This is a genomic window from Curtobacterium sp. SP.BCo (assembly GCF_051903265.1).
Taxonomy (GTDB): Bacteria; Actinomycetota; Actinomycetes; order Actinomycetales; family Microbacteriaceae; genus Curtobacterium.
This window is the reverse complement of sequence record NZ_CP194337.1, coordinates 997,653-1,018,739: the sequence shown is the minus strand read 5'-3', so window position 1 is coordinate 1,018,739 and position 21,087 is coordinate 997,653. Positions and strand designations below refer to the sequence as shown.

Here is a 21,087-nt window from a genome sequence, read left to right as displayed (position 1 = left end):
TCCTCAACGAAGAGAAAGCAATCTCATGCGCAAGAAGCTCATCGCCGGTATCGGCCTGGCCCTCGTCGCGGGCCTCGCCCTCAGCGGCTGCTCCGCACGCGGGACCTCCGGTTCGGACTCCTCCAGCACGGAGATCAAGAAGGGCGACCTGATCGGTGTCGCCCTGCCGGCCAAGACCTCGCAGAACTGGGTGCTCGCGGGCGCCGCCTTCGAGAAGTCGATCGAGGACGCCGGCTTCAAGGCCGACATCCAGTACGCCAACGCCGGCAACCCCGTCCCGGACCAGCAGTCGCAGATCTCGGGCATGGTCACCAAGGGCGCGAAGGTCGTCATCATCGGTGCCGCCGACGGTTCGCAGCTCGGCTCGCAGGTGAAGGCCGCCAAGGCGAAGGGCGTCACCGTCATCGCCTGGGACCGCAACATCCTGAACACCAAGGACGTCGACTACTACGTGGCGTTCAACAACTACAAGGTCGGCCAGCTGCAGGCGCAGGCGCTCCTCGACGGCCTCAAGGCCGAGAAGGGCTCCGGCCCCTACAACATCGAGCTCTTCGCCGGTTCGGCGGACGACGCGAACGCGACCGTGTTCTTCAACGGCGCGATGAGCGTCCTCGAGCCGAAGATCAAGGACGGCACCGTCAAGGTCACGTCCGGCCAGGAGACCTTCCAGAAGGTCCAGACCAAGGGCTGGCTCGCGCAGAACGCCCAGTCGCGCATGACGGACCTCCTGTCGCAGTACTACTCGGGTGACACGAAGCTCGACGGCGTCCTGTCCCCGAACGACACGCTCGCCCGTGCCATCCTCACCGCGACGAAGGCGGCCGGCAAGCCGAACCCCGTCGTCACCGGTCAGGACTCGGAGACCGCGTCGATCCCCCTCATCATGAAGGGCACGCAGTACTCGACGATCTACAAGAACACCACCGAGGAGGCCCAGGCCGCCATCGACCTGGTGTCCGACCTCTCGAAGGGCAACAAGCCCGACACCAAGATCGACAAGACGAACAACTACAACGGCGTCAAGACGGTCCCGGCGATCGAGCTGACCCCGATCCTCGTCACCAAGGAGAACGCGGTCGAGGCCTACAAGGGCAACGACACCCTCGAGGCGCTCGCCAAGCAGGGCTGATCTCCCCCGACACCACGGACGGCCCCGTCTCGCCTCGGCGAGACGGGGCCGTCCCGCGTTCACGGCGCGGCGAGGGGGCGGGTGCCGAGGCTCGGCTGGGCGGACAGTGCGTCGCCGCCGGACGGGAGGCGCGGCGCAGCCCGGCACCGCGCCTCCCGTCCGCCAGGCAACCGGCCACGCGGCGGGGCCGCTCCCGAGGCCGAGTGCCGAAGCTCGGCTGGGCGGACAGTGCGCGCCTCGTCGACGCCGGATCCTGTCCGCGGGGCCGAACCTCGGCCGACGCCGACGGGCCGGCCGGCCGGCCGACGACCGCGGCCTACCGCACCTGGGCGCGCAGGCGCCGGACGGCCTCGCGGAGCGCCGGCACGTCCACCCGCGCCGTCCCGAACACCACCGCGGGCGTCGTGTCGAAGTACCGCCGCGTCAGCCGCTCCCCGAGCAGCGAGACCCGCGACCACGGGATCCCCGGCTCGCTCGACGTCACCGCCGACGGCAGCATCCGCACCGCCTCGCCGATCTCGACCAGGCGCATCCGGACCGCGTCGTAGACCAGGTCCTCGGGCAGCGAATCGTCCTCGACGTAGCGCGCGATCACGCCGCACGCCCGGATGACGTCGTCGAGCCGGTCCCCCAGGTCGCGGTTCACAGCGGCACCGCCGTCCGGACGACCTCGGGCGCCATCCCCGCCGCGTCGACGACGTCCACCCGCACGCCGAGCAGCTGCTCCGCCTCGTCCTGGATCCGCATGAGCGCGAAGATGCCGAGGCCCGGTTCGAGGTCCACCATCAGGTCGACGTCGCTCGCCGGACCGTCCTCGCCGCGGGCGACACTGCCGAACAGCCGCGGCTCCCGGCCGCCGAAGCGTCGCACGACGGTGATGAGCTCCCCGCGGACCGCAGCCACTCGGTCGCGCAGCGGCGGCGGGTCCTCGACGGGTTGCAGGTCGATCTCGGTGACGAACCCCGCCGCCAGGAGCAGCCGTTGCAGTGCGGCGAGGGACGGTTCGCGCCGGCCGTTCTCGTACGTGCTGATGACGCTCTGGGTGACCCCGGCCCGCGCCGCGAGCTGCACCTGGGTCAGTTCGGCGCGGTTGCGGGCATCCCGGATGAGCGAAGCGGCCGAGATCGGAGCGGAAGCGGACATGCTGTCACGATACACAGAACGCAACATTTCATCCGTCGCCAACCGCCGACGTCTGCGGAGACCCGTCAGTCGCGGCGGGAGACGTCCGTCCGCAGGAAGTTCTGCGCCGAGCGGGACGGCGTCGGCCCGCGCTGCCCCTGGTAGCGCGACTGGTACTCGGCCGAGCCGTAGGGCTTGTCGGCGGGGCTGGACAGCTGGAAGAAGCAGAGCTGGCCGATCTTCATGCCCGGCCAGAGCTTGATCGGCAGCGTCGCCACGTTCGACAGCTCCAGGGTCACGTGCCCGGAGAAGCCCGGGTCGATGAAGCCGGCGGTCGAGTGCGTCAGGAGCCCGAGGCGACCGAGAGAGCTCTTGCCCTCGAGTCGGGCGGCGATGTCGTCGGGCAGCGTGACGACTTCGTACGTGGAGCCGAGCACGAACTCCCCCGGGTGCAGCACGAACGCGTCGTCCGGGTCGGTCTCCACCAGACGCGTGAGGTCGGGCTGGTCCACCGCCGGGTCGATGTGCGGGTACTTGTGGTTGTCGAACAGCCGGAAGAACTTGTCGAGCCGGACGTCGATGCTCGACGGCTGCACGAGCGAGGCGTCGTACGGGTCGAGGCCGATCCGGCCCTCGGCGAGCTGGGCGGTGATGTCGCGGTCGGAGAGCAGCACGCCAGAAGCCTAGCGGCACCGCGGTCGCCCCCGGTATGCTGCGAGGCTGCCCAGCCTCGGGCGGCCGCACAGCGCCGGGAGGGGCCACCATGACCACGTACACCGTGCACGAACTCCAGGTGCCCGCGACGATGGACGACGACCCCACCACGGTGCAGGCGTTCCGGGACTGGCTCGCCGTCTCGGACGCGGCCGAGGTCGACGTGCACGGGCTGACCGAGCTCTCCTGGAAGCCGGAGGAGTACCTCCCGATGTGCCACGAGCCCGAGGCCCCGAGTCGGCTGTTCGTGGTCCGCGACCCCGACGGCACGGTCGTCGCGGCCGGCTCGTACGACACGAAGCAGGCACCCGGCACACCGAACTGCTGGCTCGCGGTCGGTGTGGCACCCGAGCACCAGGGTCGCGGCGTCGGCACGCTGCTCGCCGACCACCTGGAGCAGGTCGCCCGCTCCGAGGGCCGCACGCAGTGGAAGACGTACGCCGTGTCCCGGCAAGTCGGACCCGCGACGGGCCACGGGTACCTGGCGGCACCCACCGGGTTCGGCGCCGTGCCGGAGGACGAGGCCGGGGTGCGCTTCCTGACCCGGCGCGGCTGGCGGTTCGGGCAGGTGAACCGCATCAGCCGACTCACGCTCCCGACGGACCACTCGGTCGTCCGCGAGCTCCACGACCGTGCCGTCGCGGCTGCCGGGCCGGACTACCGCGTGCACACCTGGGCCGGTCGGACGCCCGAGCGGTGGCTCGACGGCATCGCGACCCTCGAGACGCGGATGAGCACCGACGCCCCGAACGGCGACATGGACGAACCGGAGGACGTCTGGACCGCCGAGCGGCTCCGCGAGCACGAGGCCGAGCTGGCCCGGGCGCCGCGGACGATGCTCACGGTCGCCGTCGAGCACGTCCCGAGCACCACCTTGGCAGGTTTCACGCAGCTGGCCGTGCCGGACGACCCCACCCGCGCCGTGATGCAGTGGGACACCCTCGTGCTGCGCGAGCACCGCGGGCACCGGCTCGGCTGGCTCCTCAAGGTGGTCGGGATCGAGCGCGTCGAGCAGGACTTCCCGGGGCGGCCGTCGATCATCACCTTCAACGCCGAGGAGAACCGCCCGATGCTCGACGTCAACGAGGCCGTCGGGTTCGTCGGCGTCGGGAGCGAGGGCATCTGGGAGCGCCGCGTCTGACGACGCGACCCTGAGGCGGGCCGCAGCCGGTTCCGGCCACTCGGGCCGCGCCTCCAGACTGGCCACCTACCATGGGACGGTCATGACCGTCACGTCACCCGAAACCCAGCCTGGAGGCGCGGCGCCCGAATCCGCGCCCGTCACCGTGCGCACGTCCACCGTCGCGACCGTCCTCGCGATCGCGGTTCCCCTCGCGGTCGGCTGCGCGATCCTCGGGATGACCGTGACGGGAGCGTTCTCGGCGAGCCAGCAGCTGGTGTCCGCCGGCGACCTCGTCGAGTACGGGCTGCCCGTCGCCCGGGTGGTGCACGACACGATGGCCGCGCTGACCATCGGGCTGCTCATCGTCGCGGCGTTCGCGCTGCCGGCACAGAAGCAGGACCACGGCGCGATCTCGAGCGTGCAGCACCGAGCGGTCCGGTGGGCGGCGACGACCGGTGCGATCTGGTTCCTGGCCGCCGTCGTCAGCCTCGTGTTCACCGGGGCGAACACCCTCGGCGTCCCGCTGACGAACTCCGTGTTCGCGCGGAACTTCATGCTCTTCGCGTTCCAGGTCGAGATCGGACAGGCGCTCGTCGTCTCGGCGGCCGCGATCCTGGTCGCGACCCTGCTCGCCGCGTTCGCGACCCGGGTCACCACCCTCGCCGTCGCGACCGTCGCCGGACTGTTCGCGCTCCTCCCCCTCGCACTCTCCGGGCACGCCGCCGGGTCGCTCGAGCACGCGAACGCGGTGAACTCGCTCGCGATCCACCTGATCGGCGTGTGCGTCTGGGCCGGTGGGCTCGTCGCCGTCGTCGTCCTCCGCACCCGGACGCGGGGCGCCACCGGCCGGGTGGTCGCGCGGTACTCGACCCTCGCGGGGTGGTCGTTCGCCGCCGTCGCGTTCTCCGGCATCGTGAACGCGTCGCTCCGGCTCACCGGTCCGCTCGACCTCGTCACCACCACGTACGGCTGGCTCATCACCGTCAAGGCCGTCATCCTCATCCTGCTCGGGCTCGCCGGCGTGGTGCAGCGCCGGAAGCTCGTGCCCGCGCTGCTCCGCTCGCCGCTCGACCGCCGCTCGTTCACGCGGTTCGCCCTCGCCGAGATCGTCTTCATGGCGATCGCGATCGGCGTCTCGGTGGCGGTGTCGCGCAGCCAGCCGCCGATCCCGCAGACGCCGGAGACCGGTGAGGACACCCGCTCCGGGTTGATCGGCTACCCGTACCCGCCGACGCAGACCCTGCACACGTTCCTGACGCAGTGGCACATCGACTGGGTGTGGTTCGCCCTCGCCGTGGTCGGCGCCGGCTGGTACCTGCTCGCGGTGCGGAAGCTCCGGAAGCGCGGCGACGCGTGGCCGGTCGGCCGGACGATCTCGTGGGTGCTCGGCTGCGCGGTGTTCCTCTGGACGACCTCCGCTGGCCCCTCCGTCTACGGCATGATCCACTTCTCGTCGCACATGATCCAGCACATGCTGCTGATGATGTTCGTGCCGCTCCCCCTCGTGCTCGGCGGCCCGGTGCTCCTCGCGCTGCGCACACTGCCCGTCCGCAACGACGGGTCCCGCGGCGCCCGCGAGTGGCTGATGCTCTTCGTGCACTCGCGGTACATGCAGTTCATGGCGAAGCCCGCCGTCGCCGGGGTCGTCTTCGCCGGGTCCCTCGTGGTGTTCTACTTCACCGGGGCGTTCCAGGCTGCCATGCAGTCGCACGAGTGGCACGTGGCGATGGTCGTGCACTTCGTCCTGAGCGGCTACCTGTTCTTCTGGGTCTTCGTCGGCATCGACCCGGGGCCGAAGCGTCCGCAGTACCCGATCCTCATCATCGCGCTGCTCGCGACCCTGGCGTTCCACGCGTTCTTCGGCGTCGCGGTGATGACCTCGGAGTCGATCTACGCGGTCGACTGGTTCCACGCGCTCGGCCAGACGAACGACACCGCGCTGCTCGCCGACCAGCACACCGGCGGCGGCATCGCGTGGGGCGCGTCCGAGCTCCCGATGGTGTTCGTCGCGCTGCTCGTGGTGCGGAACTGGGTGCGGTCGGACAAGCGCGACGCGAAGCGCCTCGACCGGCAGGCCGACCGCGACGGGGACGCCGAGCTGAAGGCGTACAACGAGCGCCTCGCCGCGATGAACGACCACGACTGACGCGCAGCCCGCAGTGTGCGAGGTCCCGCGCGGTGTGCGAGGTCGCGGGCGTCCCACACTCGTCGGAACCTCGCACGCTCCGAGCAGCACCTCGCACCGTGCGACCTGCGCGACCCGTGCGACCCGTGCGACCTGCGCGACCTCAGTCGCCGTGGACGATGCAGACCGCGTCGAGATCCAGCGCCGCCTCGAGCGCAGCGGAGATCCCGGACTCGCCGTCGGCACCCGCCGGTGTCACCGTGTCCACCCACCAGAGCGGCGTCGCCAGCGTCGGCGCATCGGGCAGGATCCGCTCGACCTCGTCGAGGGAGTCGACGCGCCGGACGCCGAGCACCGTGATGACCGGGTGCGTGGCGTCCCGGCACACCTGCATCATCGGGCCGTCGTCGAGCGCCCGGACACCCCAGGCCTCGTCGTGCAGGAGCAGGGCCTCGGCGACGTCGCGCGTCTCGACGGGTCCTCGGCAGAGCAGCGTGACGTCACGGGGCACCGTGACCGCCGAACGCACGGGATCCGGAGCCGCTGACGTGCCCGTCGAGGGTGCCCTCGTCGTGCGCCGGGTCGAGGGGTGCGCCGCCGACGAGCTGCAGGAACCGGTCCTCGTCGATGCGGTCGAGGAAGGACTCGAGGGCCTCCCACCCGTCGTCGAACCGGACGACGAGCCCGCCGCCGCCGAACGTCGACGTGGTGGTGCGTGGGGGCGGCCAGACGCCGTCGCGGTCCAGGAACTCCGCCGCCTCGGGCCCGACGACGACCGCGAGCGGCGACGGTTCGCCGTGCGACACGGCGCGCACCAGGTGGTCGGCGTCGCCGCGACGCTGCATGACGACGCCGAACACCGGCTCGACGTCCTCGGCGACACGGTGCACCGCGTCCAGCAGTGCGGCGGCGAGTGCCGGGTCGGCGCCTTCCTCGGGGATGGTCAGCACCGCGGACATCGTCTCCACGACGACCCCGTCCAGCAGGTGCGCCGTCATCGTGGCGGAGAAGCCCTCGCCCACGGCGTAGGAGGTCGAGATCGCCGGCGCCTCGTGCTTGGCGTACTGCGTGACGACCCAGCGGTCCCACGGGACCGTGAGCGGTTCGGCGGTCCCCCAGCGCGTCGGGCAGGTGCCCACGGTGTGGCACAGGGCCTCGATGGCGGAGCCGATGTCGACCGCACGGCCGGCGTGGTGTCGCAGGGTCAGGTCGATGCTGATCTGCCGCACCGAGTCGGTCGAGACCGGGTGCTGCGGCGACGGGGTGCCGACGAGTTCGGGGCCACGACGGACGAAGTCCTCGATGTCGGAGGCGGCGACCCCCGTACGGCCGTCCCGCAGCGTCCCGTCGGTGTCGGCGACGACCCACGCCGCGCCGTGTGCACCGAGTGCGTGTCGGAGGGCGGGGGTGACCGCTGCGCCGGGGCCGGTGCGGAGCACGACCATCCGGCCCGAGTCCGACGCCCGACGGAGCAGCGAAGCGAACGCCTCGGTCAGCCACACCACCGGCGAAGCGGACTCGACCACGATCGCGGGGCCGACCACGTCGTCGATGAGGGGATGCCTGACCATCCGGGTCCTCCTCGGGGTTCGCCTGTCGCTCGATCCACCTGGACGGTACACACGAGGACGACACCTGTCCGTCAGGCGGACGGGCTCACAGCGGAGACACGGGTGCGGGTCGGGAGGGACGGATCACGACCGTCCCGCGACGCACGGTGGTCACTCGGCTGGCTTCCAGCGGAGAATCCGCTAGGCTTGCTCCGTCCCGCTCAGCGGGGTGCGCGAGTGTAGTTCAATGGTAGAACTCCAGCTTCCCAAGCTGGTAGCGCGGGTTCGATTCCCGTCACTCGCTCCGAGGAGACCATCACCGGATCGCGTAGCGGTTCGCCGCTTCAGCAACGGCGCGCACGTAGTCCTCGTGGTGGTTGTACGACCCGACTGCGGCGACCCACCCGGCGTGGTCCCCGAGCACGTGCCCGTCCGCGCACAGGTAGGCCGCCGCGGTGGCCGCTGCATCGTCGAGGTCGTCCGGATCGGCCACCCCGTCGCCGTCCGCGTCGACGCCCCAGGTCCGCCAGGTCTCGGGGATGAACTGCATCGGACCGATCGCCCGGTCCCACCGCGGATCGCCGTCGAGCGACCCAGCGTCGGTGTCCGGGACGCGGTCGGTGTCGCCGCCGTCGAGCGCGATGCCGACGATGCGTGGGAGCGCCTTGCCGTCCGGGGTGAGCGTCCGCTGCCCGATCGTCCCGTGGTGCGTCTCGACCGCACCGATGCCGGCGAGGGTGGACCAGCCGAGCCCGCACCCGGGTGTGCGTGCCCGCTCGCGGAGCGCGGCGGCGGCGTAGGCACGCATGGCCGGCTCCGGGATGCCCGTCCGCGCGGCGCGGTCCGCGACCCACTCCCGGTCGGCGGTCACCGTCGTGGCAGGGCGCGACGCCGCCGCCGGCGTGGGCGAAGACGGAGCAGTGGCGGGAGTCGGCGCGACCGACGGGGCGGAGGTGGGCCGAGCCTCCAGACCGCTCGACGGCCGGAACCCGGCCGCGACCACCACGGCGAGCGCCGCAGCCACCACCGCTGCGCCCGTCCCGACGGCGAGGAAGCGCGCAATGCGCGAGTGTTCGCTCACGTGGTCTCCACGGAGCGGACGGCAGGCACGGTTCGGCTCGTCCGTCGAGCGCGCGCCTTGGCGACGAGGCCGTGTCGCGGACTCGCGAGCCACGCGAGCACGAAGAGCCCGGTCGCGACGAGCACGATGGTGCCGCCGACGGGGAGGTCGACGCTCCACGACAGGTACAGGCCGACGAGCGCGGACAGGGACCCGAGGGCCGGCGCGACCACCATCATCACGCCGAGCCGGTCGGTGAGCAGTCGAGCGGTGGCCGCCGGGGTCACGAGCAGGGCGAGGACGAGGACGTTCCCGATCGTCTGCACCGACAGCACGACGGCGAGCGTCACGAGGACGTAGAGCATGAGGTCCAGGGTGAACACCCGGAGGCCGAGGGCACGGGCGGACTCCCGGTCGAGGCCCACCGCGACGAACTCCTTGCCGAGCAGCAGCAGGACCACGACGATGGCGGCACCGCCGACGAGCACGGTGACGACGTCGGAGTCCGGGATGCCGGTGATCGACCCGAACAGGAACTGCTGCAGCGAGCCCGCGTACCCGGGGGCCCGGCTGATCACGACGATCCCGAGTGCGAACGCGGCAGCGAAGAGGATGCCGATCACGCTGTCCTCCTTGAGCCTGCGGTTCTGTGCGATGACCGCGACGAGCACCGAGGTGACGACCCCGGCGATCGCTCCGCCGAGCACGAGGTCGCCGTTCAGGACGAACGCGACCGCGAGCCCGGGGAAGACGGCGTGCGCGACGGCGTCCCCGATGAACGCCATGCCGCGCAGGACGACGTGCGCGCCGACGATGCCGCACACGAGGCTCGACGCCACGGCGACGACGAGGGCCTTCGCGAGGAACCGCAGGTCGGGGTTGACGAGGTCGTGCAGGAAGTCGAGCGGGGTCAGCATCAGGCCACCTCCCCGAACGACGCCTGCCAGCCGACGGCGGCGGTGACCTCGGCCGGCGGTCCGTCGGCGAGCACGCGCCGGTCGATCAGCAGGAGTCGGTCGCACGAGCGCACCGCGTCGGTGAGGTGGTGCGTGGTCATGAGGACGGCGTGCCCCTCGTCGGCGAGGGCCCGCAGCAGCTCGGTGAGGAGTCGCTGCGTCGGGACGTCGAGCCCGGTGAACGGTTCGTCGAGCAGCAGCACCGCCGGGCCGAGTGCCAGGGCCCGGGCGACGAGCACGCGCTGCCGCTGCCCGCCGGACAGTTCGCCCACCGGTCGGTCGCGCAGTGCCGTGAGCCCGACCCGGTCGACGGCACGGTGCACGGCGCGCCAGTCGTGCTCCTTCGGCTGTCGGAGGAGCCCGACCTGCCGGACCCGTCCCGTCATCACGGCGCGTTCGACCGAGATCGGGAAGTCCCACGCGAACTCGTGGCGCTGCGGCACGTAGCCGATGGCGCCGTGCGTGCTGCCCGGCTTCGCGCCGAGGACCCGGAGCCGTCCCCCGGCGATCGGGACGAGTCCGAGGACGCTCCGGAGCAGCGTGGTCTTGCCGGCGCCGTTCGGACCGACGAGTCCCACGAACTCCCCGGTGCGGAGGGTCGTGGTGACGTCGGAGAGGACCTCGCGCCCGCCGAGCACGACCGAGACGCCGTCGACGAGGACGACGCCGTCGGGATCCACGACGTCGGGGGCCCCTGCACTGCGCCGCTCAGCCATCGGAGCCGCCCGCCGTGGTCACAACGCGCGCTCGTCGCCGTGCCCGAGCTCCCCGGACGGCGGCGACCACGATCACGACGAGCACCAGGACGAGCACGCCCGCACCCACTCCGATGCCGAGGACGCCGGCGTCGCTCAGCCCCGCCCCGGTCGTCGCCGTGGCGGCCGCGGTGGGCGTCGGCGATGCGGACGTCCCGGTCCACCGAGCCGCGAACGCTTCGTCCGTGCTCGTCGTGTCCCCGACGGCGAACCGCACGGGCTCGGTGTCGGTCGCGGTGCTGCCGTCGCGGAGCGTCGACCGGATCTCCATGTCGACGAGGTACACGCCGGGCTTCGTGAACACCCAGTTCGCGTGCGTGTGGCTGTTCACGTCCACGAAGAGGTCCTGCGGCAGCTGCGCCGCGGAGTCCCAGAGCACCTGGGGTGCGCCGAGCGATCCGCTCTGCAGGTACACGACCAGGTCGCCGGGGCCCTGGACGCCGTGCAGCGACATCGTGACGCCGTCCCGCATGACCTCCATCGCCGCGGGGTCCTGCGTGTTCCACCCCACCCAGACGACGCCGCTCTGCTGGGTCTGCGGGATCACCGACACCTCGGTGCCGGGCGCCGTGTGCAGGAAGTCGTAGGTGGGGTCGTCCGGGACCGCCAGGCGTGCGGCGTCGGTGACGTGCAGGACGGCGTCCGAGGGTGCGCGCCACTCGGCGTCGGGGCTGACCCCGGAGTGCACCTGCAGGGTCCACTTCCCGTCCTGCCACCGCGGGCCGATGTCGATGTGTCCGTCGTCGAAGACCCGGTGGTCGGTGACCGTGGGCTCCGAGGCGGACAGGGTCTGCTGCAGCGGGTCCGTCGCGGCGGTCGCGGCGGTCGGCGCGAGCGGTGCGACGAGGGCGACGGCCACGAGGGCGGGCAGGGCGCGCAGCACGGTGCGTCGGATCGGTGTTCGGGATCGCATGGGTCTCTCAGGTCAGGCAGTCGTGGAGCGAGCGCGCGTTGAAGCGCATCATCTGGACGTAGGAGTGGACGTCGGGGCCGAAGGTGTCGCCGTAGATGCGGCACACGGCGACGCCCTGTTCGACGGCCACCGAGGTGAGGGTCGACGACCGGGCGGCGAGGTTCGGTTCGAGGAACACCGCGGGGATGTGCAGGGAGCGGATCGTCTGCGCGAGCCGCTGCCGGTCGGCCAGGCTCGGCTCGGACGCCGGGTTCGGGGTGACGAACCCGGAGACGCGCATGCCGTACGCCTTGGCCAGGTAGGCGAACGCGTCGTGCGTCGTGACGAGGTGCCGCCGGTTCGTCGGGATCGCCGCGATGGTCGTGCGGACCTCGTCGTCGAGCCGGGTCAGGGTGTCGAGGTACCGTGCTGCGTTCCGCCGGTAGTCGTCGGCGTGCCGCGGGTCCTTCGCCGCGAGGGTGTCCCGGATCACCTTGACGTACGCCTGGACGTTCCGGACGTCCTGCCAGAGGTGCGGGTCGATGGACCCGTGCACGTGCACGCCGAGGACCGCCTGGGGCAGCTGGTAGACCTGCTGCCCCGAGCGGCCGAGGAACCGGAAGCCCGGGCCGGCGGGGATCGGCTTGAGCGCCGTGTTCGGCACCGAGACCACCGCGGTCGCCGGATCGTCGTGCCGGACCTCGTCGCTGCCGTCCTTCCCCGTCCGCTCCGACCGCAGGCTGAACCGGTCGCCGGCGGCCCCGTCGAGGTCGACCGCGATGTCGGCGTGCCCGGAGTCGAGCACGGCGTCCGTCCGACCCCGGACCGTCGACGGGTCCACACCGACCGCGAACCGGACCGTCGTCGTACCGAGGTCGACCGCGCCGGAGGAGTCGTCCCTCCGGAGCGAGGCCCTGAGGTGCAGCGCGTAGACACCGGGCTCCGTGAACGCCCAGCTCAGGTGCGTGTGCGCGTCGGGCGGCAGCGTCGCGGTGTCGTCCCGGTCGTCGCCGTCCCGCGGGCTGAACAGCACGTCGGTGTCCCCGAACGTGCCGGTCAGGTAGGCGGTGAGCTCGCCGGGTCCGTCGAGTCCCGTCGCCCGCAGCTGCACCTCCGACGACCGGTCGGCCCCGAATCCGGTGCCGCTGCCCTCGACGCGGAGTCCCAGCCAGATCGTGTCGAGGGAGACGTCCTCGACGAGCGGGATGACGTCGGACGCGTACTTCGTCGACGCCTCGGCGATGCTCACCTCCGTCGCATCCGGCCGCAGGTTGGCGTCGAGCGCCTTGATGACGTCGTGCTCCTCGAGCAGCAGGTAGTTGCTGAACGCCAGGTCGGCGTAGGCGACGTCGCGCACGTTCCGGAGACTCGGCTCGTACGTGTGCGAGTCCGCGTCGTCCGGCACGATCGAGCGCACCTGGACGCGGTCGCCGCCGACGTTCCGGACCAGGTCGGCGAGGACCCCGGTGGTCGTGACGACGCGGACGCGCCCGTCCGACGTCGAGGACAGGGCGCCGCTCGGCGTGCACCCGGCCAGGAGGCCCGCCACGGCCGTGGTGGCGACCGTCACCGCCCACAGACGGCCGATCCGCCTGCTCGCACCGCGCCTCCAGGCCGGCTCGCCCCCGCGTCGGCGACGGGCGGTCATGCCGACGGCCCGCGTCGACGGGACAGGAACCAGGTGGCGGTGCTGCCGGCGCCACCGGCGCCGAGCACGCCGCCGAACCCGATGACGGCGAGCACCCACGTCGGGGTGTCCGGGGCGCCGGATCCGTCAGCCGCCCGGTCGCGCTGCACCGGTCGGATGCCGCCGGCCGTGGTGCCGCCGCCCTGGTCGGCGGCCGGGTCGTCCACGTCCGCGACCGCCGGGACGGTGGAACCGAACGCCGGTGCGCAGTCGAGGTCCGCGGTCGCCGCGGCGGCTGCGCCCGAGCCGGCACCGGCGGACGGGTCCGCCCCGCCGACGACCACGGTGAGCGTCTGCCGGTCCGTGCTCGTCCCGCCCCCGGCGAGCGCCACCGTCTGCGTCATGTGCAGGCGGTACGTACCCTCGGCGGTGAAGCCCCAGTTGCCGTGCGCGTGCACGCCGAGCGGGATCGGGTAGGTGCCACCGGCGGAGAGGATGCGCTCCGGACTGCCGAACGCGGCCAACTCGTAGACCGTCACCGTCCCGGGACCGTCGACCGAGTCGAGACGCCACTGCACCGGGCTGCTCGCCTGCGCGGCGGTGATCTCCTCGGTGTTCCAGCCGAGCCACACCAGTGCCGGGTCCTGGGTCTGCGGGATCTGCCACGCCGGGCTGCCGGCCGCTCCGAGGAAGGAGAACGCCCCTCCGGGACTCGACACCTTCGCGGCGGGCTTCAGCCAGATCGTCGTGGCCGACGGCTCCCGCCAGGTCACGCCGCCCCGCGATCCGTCCTTCACGAGCGTGCGGAGCCTGCCGTCGACGATGCGGCTGCCGACGTCGACGTGTCCGCGGCTGATGACGGTCGTCCGAGCGGTGTCGGCGGCACCCGACGACCGGGTGGGCGCGGTGCACAGCTTGTCGACCATCGACGCGAGCGACGGAGCCGCTGCTGCCTGCCCGCTGTCGTCGGACGGGTCGTCGGTGGTCGTGCCGGCGGCCGAGCCCGTCGGCGTCCTGCCCGAGAAGCACGTCGTGGGGTCGACGTCCTGCACGGAGACGTTGCCGACGGCCACGGCGAGCACGAAGTCGTGCTGCATCGGGCTGCCGTCGGACGCGACCGCGCTGCGGGTCATCGCCATGCAGTAGACGCCCTCCGCCGAGAACGACCACGAGCCGTGCGCGTGCACGTCCTTGCCGATGACGAAGCTCCGCTTGCCGGCCGAGGCGAGGAGCACGTCCGGTTCGCCGAAGCCGACCTGCTGGTACAGGGTGAAGTCACCGACGGACGTCGGTCGGCCCTGGGCGTCCGGGTAGCCCTGCACGTCGTTCAGTGCCCACGTGACGCCGCCCTTCGTCGCACCACCGGGGAGTGACTCGGTGGACCACCCGGGCCAGAGGAGTCCGTCCTGCTGGGTCTGGTCGACCGCCCACGCCGGGCTGCCGGGGGCGCCGAGGAAGCCGTAGCCCGCCGGGACGGTGGTCTTCGCCGTCGGCAGGAGCTGCAGCACGGTCTTCCGGGTGTCCCGCCAGGTGGGCGTCGCTCGCTCGGTGGTGTCCTTCACGACGGTGTCGAGCGCACCGTTCCGCAGTCGGGAGGCCACGTCGACGTGTCCGTCGTTCAGCACGGTCGCGCCTGCACGGTTCGTCGCACCGTTCTCGAGGTAGACGTCCCCGTGGCTCGGTCCGGTGCCGCCGCCGGCGCCCCCGCTGCCGCCGTTGCCTCCGCCTCCGAGGTCCACGCCGTGCTGCCCGCGACTGCAGGTGGTGATCCTCGACAGGTCGATCCCGGAACCGTCGGCCGCCGGCCCGACCGCGAACGTCAGGGTGTCCGAACCGGTCGCGGTGCTGCCGTCGGTCAGCGTCGCGCGGTAGGTCAGCGGCACGCAGTAGACGCCGGGCTTCGAGAAGTACCACTGCAGCGTCCTGGTGGTCGACCGCACCGGGACGTCCATCGTGCGGGACCCGCCGATCGCGCTCGACAGCGACCCGTAGGTCTTCGCGCCGTCGTCACTGATCGCCGCCACGGTGCCGGGTCCGTCCACCGTGCCGATGCCGACGGTCACGTGCCGGTCGCGCACCGATGCCGGGTCGACGGCGTCGGTGCGGATCGCCACCGCGCCGCCGCCGTTCTGCACCGCTCGCCACTGTCCGGATCGGCCGTCGAGGGTCGCCCCGTGCAGGACGACGTCCTCGGGGTCACGGACGGACTCCGCGTCCGTGGGTCGCATGCCCGTCGTCGCGACGCTCCGGACGTTCGAGCCGTCGATGCCGAGGCCGAGCTGCGCGGACCCGTGGTCGAGTCGGGCCACCGTGCCGGTCGACGGCGGGGAGGGCAGCGCGGACGGCAGTCGCGGGACGTCCGCGGTGCCGCACGGCCGGACCTGCTGCAGGTCGACGTCGTCACCCACCGCGAAGGTGAGGTTCTGCGTAGCGCTCGTCCAGTGCCCGGAGGCCGTCCGCATCGTCGCCGTCATCGCGACGCAGTAGACGCCGGGCTTCGTGAACGCCCAGATGTTGTGCGAGTGGTCGTTCCCGCCGATCTCGAACGAGGTGGTCCCCTTCGCCGAGTCGAAGTACGTGCTGTTGCGTCCGCCCGAGGTGGCACCGAGCAGGAGCACCCGGGCAGCGGGGTCGACCGCACCGTCCCGCGTCACGCCGTCGAGCGAGATCCCGACCTTCGAGCCCATCAGCGACCGGTCCAGCGACTCGGTGCTCCACCCGGGCCAGACGTAGTCGCCCGAGCCGTTCGTCGAGCTCTGCGGGAAGTACCAGTACTCGGTGCCGACCGGTCCGATCGTCCGCATGTCCGTCGCCCCGGTCGGCGCCTGCACCCGCGCCGGGGGCGGCGTCCGGCCGATCACGACGTCGTCGAGCGACCACAGCGCACTGTCCAGGCCCCAGTGCAGTTCGCCGTCCGGCCCGAGGTAGGTACGGAGGTCGTGGTGCCCGGACGTGACGAGGTTCGCCGGCACGTCGCCGTCGTCGTCGCCGGGCTGCGCGCACGGTTGGACCGTCGCCGGCATCGCGCCCACCACGACCGTGTAGGTGGCCCGGGTCGAGAGGTCGGTCGCGGGCGTGCCCTTCGGCTCCTTCGTCCGCATCGTCTCGGCGATCGTGAGGCAGTACGTGCCCGGCTGTGTGAAGCTCCACGCCGGGGAGACCCCGTACTGGCCCGGGGCGGAGAGCATGTCGGCGCCGTGATCGTCGGCCGTCCAGACGGGCTTGATGGTCCGCACCGGCGGGTCCTGGTCCCAGTCGACGTCCGACCGGCTGACCGTCCAACCGGCTCCGGTGGCGTCCTCGAGTCGGTACGCACTGTCGAACGCCACCTTCGACGCGAGGTCGCCGTTGAGCTGCCCCGGCTGGGACTGCGTGTCGAACCCGAGCAGCGTCCCGCCCCGTGCCGTGTACTCGGCCGCCGGCTGGTCGGTCCCGTAGACGAGCTGCTCGCCGTTCCCGAAGTCCGCGTCGGACGCCGGCAGCGACCACGTGCCGTCCTGGCCGGGCGTCGGGACGTGCACGACGGCCTCGGACGCGGGACGCCAACTCGCGGCGGCGCTCGCGGGATCGGTCTTGTCGACGAGTCCGAGCCGCGCGGCGGTGGGCTTGCCGTCCGCCCCGAGGGTGAAGGTCGGGGTGACGGCGAGGTACCCGGAGTCGTGGACCACGGGGGCGCTGCTCGGGGCAGCGGCCGCGGGACCGGCCGCGACCACGCCGGCGGTCAGCGTGGCGACGAGGCCGAGGGAGAGGAGTGCAGAGGTGGTGCGGCGCACGAGCGCCCTTTCGTCTTCGCGGGTGGGAGAGATCGACGACGGCACGGGACCGAGCACGCACGGAGCGTGCTCGGTCCCGTGGCGGACCGGCTAGACGCCGGCCTTGACCGTGTAGGTCGTCGAACCGGCGGACTTGCCCTTGCCGGAGGCGCTGAAGGTGAGCTGGTACGTGCCCGCCTTGCTGAACACCCACTTTGCGTGCTGGTGGTAGGCCTCGTCGGAACCGCTCTCGACGGTGAAGGCGTGCGTCTTCGCGGCGTTGGTGAACCAGGCAGTGCCACCTTGGCTGATGCTGACCGTTCCGGTACCGGACTGCCCCGGAGCCGGGGTGTAGGCCACGGACTCGAGCTTCACCGTGACGGTGTTGCCCGCGACGAAGCCCAGGTCGCGGAGGTCCTCGTCCCCGGAGAACCCGGCGAAGGGCACACCACGGGCGTCGGCCTCGTCGTGGCTCTCGGGGAGGATGTAGCCCGTGCCGCTGGCGCCGCTGGTCGACGCGACCTTCAGCGTGTTCGCCGATGCGGCGACCCAGCCCGTGTCGTTGACGTTCGAGCCGAGCTTGAGCTGCGAGCCGTTCGCCGCGACGGACACGAAGTCGACGTGCCCGGAGCCCAGGTCCGCGGCGTTCGCGGGGGTGGACCCGAGTCCGACCGCGAGGGCTGCGAGGACGGCGACGGCCCCGCCTGCCAGCCCGACTCGGCGGCGTGCGCTGTGGGTGATCGTGTTGGTCATGAGGTGCTTTCTAGCTCTGGGTGATACTGATAACTGTTATCAGTTGCTGGGTACACTAGATCCACACTGAACAAGTACACAAGTCCGTGCCCGACCTCCGGGCGCATCGAGGAGACGAGGAACACGATGTCCGACACCAACGCCGCCCCTGAGTCCGAACACACCGTCGCCGAGCACGACGTCACCGAGCACGACCACGAGCACGACGGCGGCGAGCACGAGACCGTCCAGCACGGGGACCACGTGGATTTCCTGCACGACGGCCACCGCCACGCCCGCCACGCCGACCACTACGACGAGCACTGACGGATCGGGCATCCTGCCGCTCGGGTCCAGGCGCGCGCGGCAGGATGCCCCCATGCGTCGTTTGCTGCCCCTGGTCACCAGCTCCGTCGTCGCCGCACTCGCCCTCACCGGCTGTTCGGGTGCCGTCACGTCGGCAGCGAGCACGAGCGCCCGGACATCGACCCCGACGCAGACACCGACCCCCACCCCGGCCCCCATCGACGCGGCAGCGGTGGCCCGGGCGCAGCAGCAGCTCGGTGCCCTCGAGCGGCAGTACGACGCCACCGTGGGTGTCGTCGCGACGGACACCGGCACGGGCGAGTCCGTCACGTACAACCCGGACCGGCGGTTCGGGTACGCCTCGACCCTCAAGGCCTTCGCCGCCGCGCAGTTCCTCCGGTCCGTCCGGGGCGCCGACCGCGACGAGCTCGTGCACTGGACGACGGCGGACACGACGGCAGCGGGGTACTCCCCCGTCACGTCCCAGCACGTGACGGACGGGCTGACGTACACGCAGCTCGTCGACGCGGCGGTCCGGCAGAGCGACAACACCGCACTCAACCTCGTCCTGCAGCGCATCGGCGGCCCGGCGGGGCTCGACGACGCCCTCACCGCGCTCGGCGACACCACCACCGAGGTCGTGCACGACGAACCGGCGCTCAACACGATCGAACCGGGCAGCACCGACGACACCACGACCCCGGCGGCGTTCGCGGCGGACCTCGCGACGGTGTTCGACGGGCACACGCTGGACTCGGCGGACACGGCGCAGCTCACCGACTGGATGAGCGGCAACGCCACCGGCGAGACCCTGATCCGCGCCGGCGCACCCGAGGGGTGGACGGTGGCGGACAAGTCCGGCGGCGCGGGCGGCATCCGGAACGACGTCGCCCGGGTGACCCGTCCGGACGGCGACCCCATCGTGATCGCGGTGCTGACGACGAGGAACGACCCGGACGCGGAGTACGACGACGCCCTCGTCGCGAAGTCCGCCGCAACAGTCCTGCGGGTCTTCGCCGGACAGTGACAGCATGACCGGGTGAGCACCGAACCCTCCACGCACGTCGTCATCGGCGGTGGCGTCGTCGGCGCCGCGACCGCGTACGCCCTCACCGCCCGTGGCGAGCGCGTCCTGCTCGTCGAGCAGCACGAGCGCGGCCACCACCACGGGTCCTCGCACGGTGCGACGAGGATCTTCCGGCAGGGCTACGCCGACGCGGAGTACGTCGCGCTGACGACCCGCGCGCTCGCGTCGTGGGAAGCGCTCGAGGCAGCGGCGGGCACGGCCCTGGTCGAACGCACCGGCGCCGTCGACCACGGCCGCCCCGAGGTCGTCGACGCCATCGCCGCCGCGCTGTCGGACGCGGGCATCCCGCACGAGACCCTGACCCCGGAGGCCGCGGCGGCCCGCTGGCCCGGCATCGCCTTCGAGGGGCACGTCCTCGCCCATGCCTCCGCCGGACGGATCCGCTCCGCCGAGGCGATCGAGGTCTTCCTCACCCTCGCCGAGCGCACCGGCCTGGCGGAACTCCGGTTCGACACCCGGGTCACCGGGATCGCGGACCACGGCGACGCCGTGACCGTCGCGCTGTCCAGCGGCGGCGGAGCGCACGACGGCGAGCACGAGACCGTCCGCACCGAATCCGTGGTGGCCGCCGTGGGCTCCTGGGCCCCCACGCTGGTCGGCGACCTGCTCGCCGCACGCGGGGCGCGCCTCCCGGCCATCCGCGTCACCCAGGAGCAACCCGCCCACTTCCCCAGCCGCCTGCCGGACCAGGCGTGGCCGAGCTTCGTGCACTGGGCCGACGGCGACGACGTGTACGGGCTGCTCACCCCGGGCGAGGGCGTGAAGGTCGGGTTCCACGGCACCGGCCCCGTCGTCGACCCGGACCAGCGCGACCACACCCCCGTGCCCGCCGAGGCCGCCCGTCTGCAGGCGTACGTCGAGCGCTTCGTCCCCGGGGTGGACGCGTCGCGGCCGACGTTCATCAGCTGCCTGTACGACAACTCCCCCGACGAGGACTTCGTCATCGACCGGCGGGGCCCGATCACCGTCGCCACCGGGTTCTCCGGACACGGCTTCAAGTTCGCACCGGTGCTCGGCGAGCTGCTCGCCGACCTCGCGACCGGTGGGGCACCCCATCCGCGCTTCGCCCTGCCCGGGCTCCGTGACGGCGACCGGTAGCGTGTGCCCGTGCACGTCGTGATCGCTCCGGACTCGTTCAAGGGGACCGCCACGGCGGCCGCGATCGCATCGGCCCTCGCGGCCGGCTGGCAGGCCGAACGGCCGGACGACGCCGTGACCCTCGCGCCGATGGCCGACGGCGGCGAAGGGACCCTGGAGGCGTTCGCGACCGCGTTCCCCGCTGCCGTGCGGGTGCCGGTCACCGTGACCGGGCCCGCCGGCGACCCAGTCGACGCGTCCTGGCTGCGGCTGCCCGACGGCCGTGCCGTGGTCGAGCTCGCGGCGACGAGCGGGCTGCCGCTGATGCCCGCGCTGCAGCCGGAGACCGCCACCTCCCGCGGGTTCGGCGAGGCGATCGCCGCCGCGCTCGACGCCGGCGCGACCGGGCTCGTGCTCGGGATCGGCGGGAGTGCGTCGACGGACGGCGGACGGCCGGTGCTCGAAGCGTTGGGCTGGGACGGCCCCGGACTGCGCCCGCTCCCGCCCGGCGGCGTGACGGTGCTCACCGACGTGACGTCACCGCTGCTCGGCGCGGACGGTGCCGCCGCGGTGTTCGGGCCGCAGAAGGGGATCTCGCCCGACCGCATCGCGTGGTTCGACGCACGGCTCGCTGCGTGGGCGGGGTCCTTCCCGGGGATCGACCCGGCGACACCCGGAGCGGGTGCTGCCGGCGGTGTCGGCTTCGGGCTGCTGGCGTGGGGTGCGACGCTCGCACGCGGAGCGCACGGCGTCGCAGACGTCCTCGGGCTGCCGACGCTGCTGGCCGGCGCCGACGTGGTGATCACCGGCGAGGGACGCTTCGACGGGCAGTCCGCCGCCGGCAAGGTCCCGACCGTGGTGCGGACGCTGGTGGGGTCGCACGCGCCCGAGGCCCGCGCGATGCTCGTCGCGGGGGCGATCGACGCGCCGCTGACGGACTTCGCGGCCGGGGCCTCGCTCACGGTCATCGCGACACAGACGACCGGTGACCCGGACGACGCACTCCGCGACCCGCTGCGCTTCACCCGGATCGCCGGCCAGCGCCTCGCCCGGATGGCCTGAGCGCATTCCTGACCAGGG

The 21,087-nt window shown here is 72.5% G+C and carries 19 protein-coding genes and 1 tRNA gene; 8 read left to right on the top strand and 12 right to left on the bottom strand.

Annotated elements, in window-relative coordinates; all coding sequences use genetic code 11:
- Positions 1–25: 25 nt before the first annotated feature.
- Complete coding sequence (locus ACRQ4B_RS04960) at positions 26–1,129, top strand: substrate-binding domain-containing protein (protein ID WP_439693581.1); 1,104 nt, start codon at positions 26–28, stop codon at positions 1,127–1,129.
- Positions 1,130–1,445: 316 nt separating this feature from the next.
- Here the strand turns inward: ACRQ4B_RS04960 and ACRQ4B_RS04955 are convergent, their stop codons facing one another.
- From ACRQ4B_RS04955 to dcd, 3 genes are all read right to left on the bottom strand, one after another.
- The gene (locus ACRQ4B_RS04955; RefSeq protein ID WP_439693580.1) at positions 1,446–1,775 is read right to left on the bottom strand and encodes a HepT-like ribonuclease domain-containing protein; all 330 of its coding nucleotides are present in this window, start codon (positions 1,773–1,775) and stop codon (positions 1,446–1,448) included.
- Positions 1,772–2,272 (bottom strand): helix-turn-helix domain-containing protein, encoded by a 501-nt coding sequence (locus ACRQ4B_RS04950; protein ID WP_439693579.1) that lies wholly within the window; start codon positions 2,270–2,272, stop codon positions 1,772–1,774. Before ACRQ4B_RS04950 ends, ACRQ4B_RS04955 begins: the two co-directional genes overlap by 4 nt.
- Before the next feature lie 65 nt (positions 2,273–2,337).
- Positions 2,338–2,925, bottom strand: a complete 588-nt coding sequence (gene dcd / locus ACRQ4B_RS04945; protein WP_439693578.1) for a dCTP deaminase — start codon at positions 2,923–2,925, stop codon at positions 2,338–2,340.
- Between the two features lie 89 nt (positions 2,926–3,014).
- On the opposite strand from dcd, the gene ACRQ4B_RS04940 reads away from it, so the two are divergent.
- Positions 3,015–4,106 (top strand): GNAT family N-acetyltransferase, encoded by a 1,092-nt coding sequence (locus tag ACRQ4B_RS04940; protein ID WP_439693577.1) that lies wholly within the window; start codon positions 3,015–3,017, stop codon positions 4,104–4,106.
- An 82-nt stretch (positions 4,107–4,188) separates the two neighbouring features.
- A complete protein-coding gene (locus ACRQ4B_RS04935; RefSeq protein WP_439693576.1) occupies positions 4,189–6,234 on the top strand; it encodes a cytochrome c oxidase assembly protein in 2,046 nt (681 codons plus the stop codon).
- 142 nt (positions 6,235–6,376) lie between these two features.
- On the opposite strand, the gene ACRQ4B_RS04930 is transcribed toward ACRQ4B_RS04935, so the two are convergent.
- Positions 6,377–6,724, bottom strand: coding sequence for a hypothetical protein (locus ACRQ4B_RS04930; protein ID WP_439693575.1), 348 nt, complete (start codon positions 6,722–6,724; stop codon positions 6,377–6,379).
- On the bottom strand, positions 6,714–7,784 hold the full coding sequence (locus ACRQ4B_RS04925) for a DUF6177 family protein (RefSeq protein ID WP_439693574.1): 1,071 nt from the start codon (positions 7,782–7,784) through the stop codon (positions 6,714–6,716). Before ACRQ4B_RS04925 ends, ACRQ4B_RS04930 begins: the two co-directional genes overlap by 11 nt.
- Positions 7,785–7,996: 212 nt before the next feature.
- On the opposite strand from ACRQ4B_RS04925, the gene ACRQ4B_RS04920 reads away from it, so the two are divergent.
- Positions 7,997–8,067: transfer RNA gene (locus ACRQ4B_RS04920), tRNA-Gly, on the top strand.
- A gap of 12 nt (positions 8,068–8,079) precedes the next feature.
- Here ACRQ4B_RS04920 and ACRQ4B_RS04915 read toward each other — a convergent pair.
- The 7 genes from ACRQ4B_RS04915 to ACRQ4B_RS04885 all read right to left on the bottom strand — a co-directional run bounded on the left by ACRQ4B_RS04915 (position 8,080) and on the right by ACRQ4B_RS04885 (position 17,558).
- Positions 8,080–8,844 carry a lytic murein transglycosylase gene (locus ACRQ4B_RS04915; protein ID WP_439693573.1) on the bottom strand — a complete coding sequence of 255 codons (765 nt, stop codon included), beginning with the start codon at positions 8,842–8,844 and terminating at the stop codon, positions 8,080–8,082.
- A complete protein-coding gene (locus ACRQ4B_RS04910) occupies positions 8,841–9,740 on the bottom strand; it encodes an anchored repeat-type ABC transporter permease subunit (RefSeq protein WP_439693572.1) in 900 nt (299 codons plus the stop codon). The genes ACRQ4B_RS04915 and ACRQ4B_RS04910 overlap by 4 nt, the downstream gene beginning before the upstream one ends.
- A complete protein-coding gene (locus ACRQ4B_RS04905) occupies positions 9,740–10,495 on the bottom strand; it encodes an anchored repeat-type ABC transporter ATP-binding subunit (protein ID WP_439693571.1) in 756 nt (251 codons plus the stop codon). Before ACRQ4B_RS04905 ends, ACRQ4B_RS04910 begins: the two co-directional genes overlap by 1 nt.
- The gene (locus ACRQ4B_RS04900) at positions 10,488–11,447 is read right to left on the bottom strand and encodes a choice-of-anchor M domain-containing protein (RefSeq protein WP_439693570.1); all 960 of its coding nucleotides are present in this window, start codon (positions 11,445–11,447) and stop codon (positions 10,488–10,490) included. The genes ACRQ4B_RS04905 and ACRQ4B_RS04900 overlap by 8 nt, the downstream gene beginning before the upstream one ends.
- Positions 11,448–11,454: 7 nt before the next feature.
- Positions 11,455–12,996: an anchored repeat ABC transporter, substrate-binding protein gene (locus ACRQ4B_RS04895; protein ID WP_439693569.1), complete on the bottom strand. Its 1,542-nt coding sequence runs from the start codon at positions 12,994–12,996 to the stop codon at positions 11,455–11,457.
- Positions 12,997–13,070: 74 nt separating this feature from the next.
- Entirely contained in the window at positions 13,071–16,826 is a 3,756-nt protein-coding gene (locus ACRQ4B_RS04890) for a TIGR03773 family transporter-associated surface protein (protein WP_439693568.1), read from the bottom strand.
- Positions 16,827–16,916: 90 nt separating this feature from the next.
- Positions 16,917–17,558: a choice-of-anchor M domain-containing protein gene (locus ACRQ4B_RS04885; protein WP_439693567.1), complete on the bottom strand. Its 642-nt coding sequence runs from the start codon at positions 17,556–17,558 to the stop codon at positions 16,917–16,919.
- 126 nt (positions 17,559–17,684) lie between these two features.
- Here ACRQ4B_RS04885 and ACRQ4B_RS04880 point away from each other — a divergent pair, with 126 nt between their 5' ends.
- From ACRQ4B_RS04880 to ACRQ4B_RS04865, 4 genes are read left to right on the top strand one after another with little or no spacing between them, the layout of a single operon-like run.
- On the top strand, positions 17,685–17,864 hold the full coding sequence (locus ACRQ4B_RS04880; protein ID WP_439693566.1) for a zinc transporter permease: 180 nt from the start codon (positions 17,685–17,687) through the stop codon (positions 17,862–17,864).
- Positions 17,865–17,916: 52 nt separating this feature from the next.
- Positions 17,917–18,870 carry a class A beta-lactamase gene (bla, locus tag ACRQ4B_RS04875; RefSeq protein ID WP_439693565.1) on the top strand — a complete coding sequence of 318 codons (954 nt, stop codon included), beginning with the start codon at positions 17,917–17,919 and terminating at the stop codon, positions 18,868–18,870.
- 12 nt (positions 18,871–18,882) lie between these two features.
- Positions 18,883–20,028, top strand: a complete 1,146-nt coding sequence (locus ACRQ4B_RS04870) for an FAD-dependent oxidoreductase (RefSeq protein ID WP_439693564.1) — start codon at positions 18,883–18,885, stop codon at positions 20,026–20,028.
- 9 nt (positions 20,029–20,037) lie between these two features.
- Positions 20,038–21,069: a glycerate kinase gene (locus ACRQ4B_RS04865; RefSeq protein WP_439693563.1), complete on the top strand. Its 1,032-nt coding sequence runs from the start codon at positions 20,038–20,040 to the stop codon at positions 21,067–21,069.
- Positions 21,070–21,087: the final 18 nt, after the last annotated feature.

Bases quoted from the DNA above. Each gene is read 5' to 3' on its own strand.
- ACRQ4B_RS04940 (WP_439693577.1), top strand. From the start codon at position 3,015: ATGACCACGTACACCGTGCACGAACTCCAGGTGCCCGCGACGATGGAC.
- ACRQ4B_RS04925 (WP_439693574.1), bottom strand. From the start codon at position 7,784: ATGGTCAGGCATCCCCTCATCGACGACGTGGTCGGCCCCGCGATCGTG.
- ACRQ4B_RS04905 (WP_439693571.1), bottom strand. From the start codon at position 10,495: ATGGCTGAGCGGCGCAGTGCAGGGGCCCCCGACGTCGTGGATCCCGAC.
- ACRQ4B_RS04885 (WP_439693567.1), bottom strand. From the start codon at position 17,558: ATGACCAACACGATCACCCACAGCGCACGCCGCCGAGTCGGGCTGGCA.
- ACRQ4B_RS04950 (WP_439693579.1), bottom strand. From the start codon at position 2,272: ATGTCCGCTTCCGCTCCGATCTCGGCCGCTTCGCTCATCCGGGATGCC.
- ACRQ4B_RS04910 (WP_439693572.1), bottom strand. From the start codon at position 9,740: ATGCTGACCCCGCTCGACTTCCTGCACGACCTCGTCAACCCCGACCTG.
- ACRQ4B_RS04880 (WP_439693566.1), top strand. From the start codon at position 17,685: ATGTCCGACACCAACGCCGCCCCTGAGTCCGAACACACCGTCGCCGAG.
- ACRQ4B_RS04960 (WP_439693581.1), top strand. From the start codon at position 26: ATGCGCAAGAAGCTCATCGCCGGTATCGGCCTGGCCCTCGTCGCGGGC.
- bla (WP_439693565.1), top strand. From the start codon at position 17,917: ATGCGTCGTTTGCTGCCCCTGGTCACCAGCTCCGTCGTCGCCGCACTC.
- ACRQ4B_RS04900 (WP_439693570.1), bottom strand. From the start codon at position 11,447: ATGCGATCCCGAACACCGATCCGACGCACCGTGCTGCGCGCCCTGCCC.
- ACRQ4B_RS04935 (WP_439693576.1), top strand. From the start codon at position 4,189: ATGACCGTCACGTCACCCGAAACCCAGCCTGGAGGCGCGGCGCCCGAA.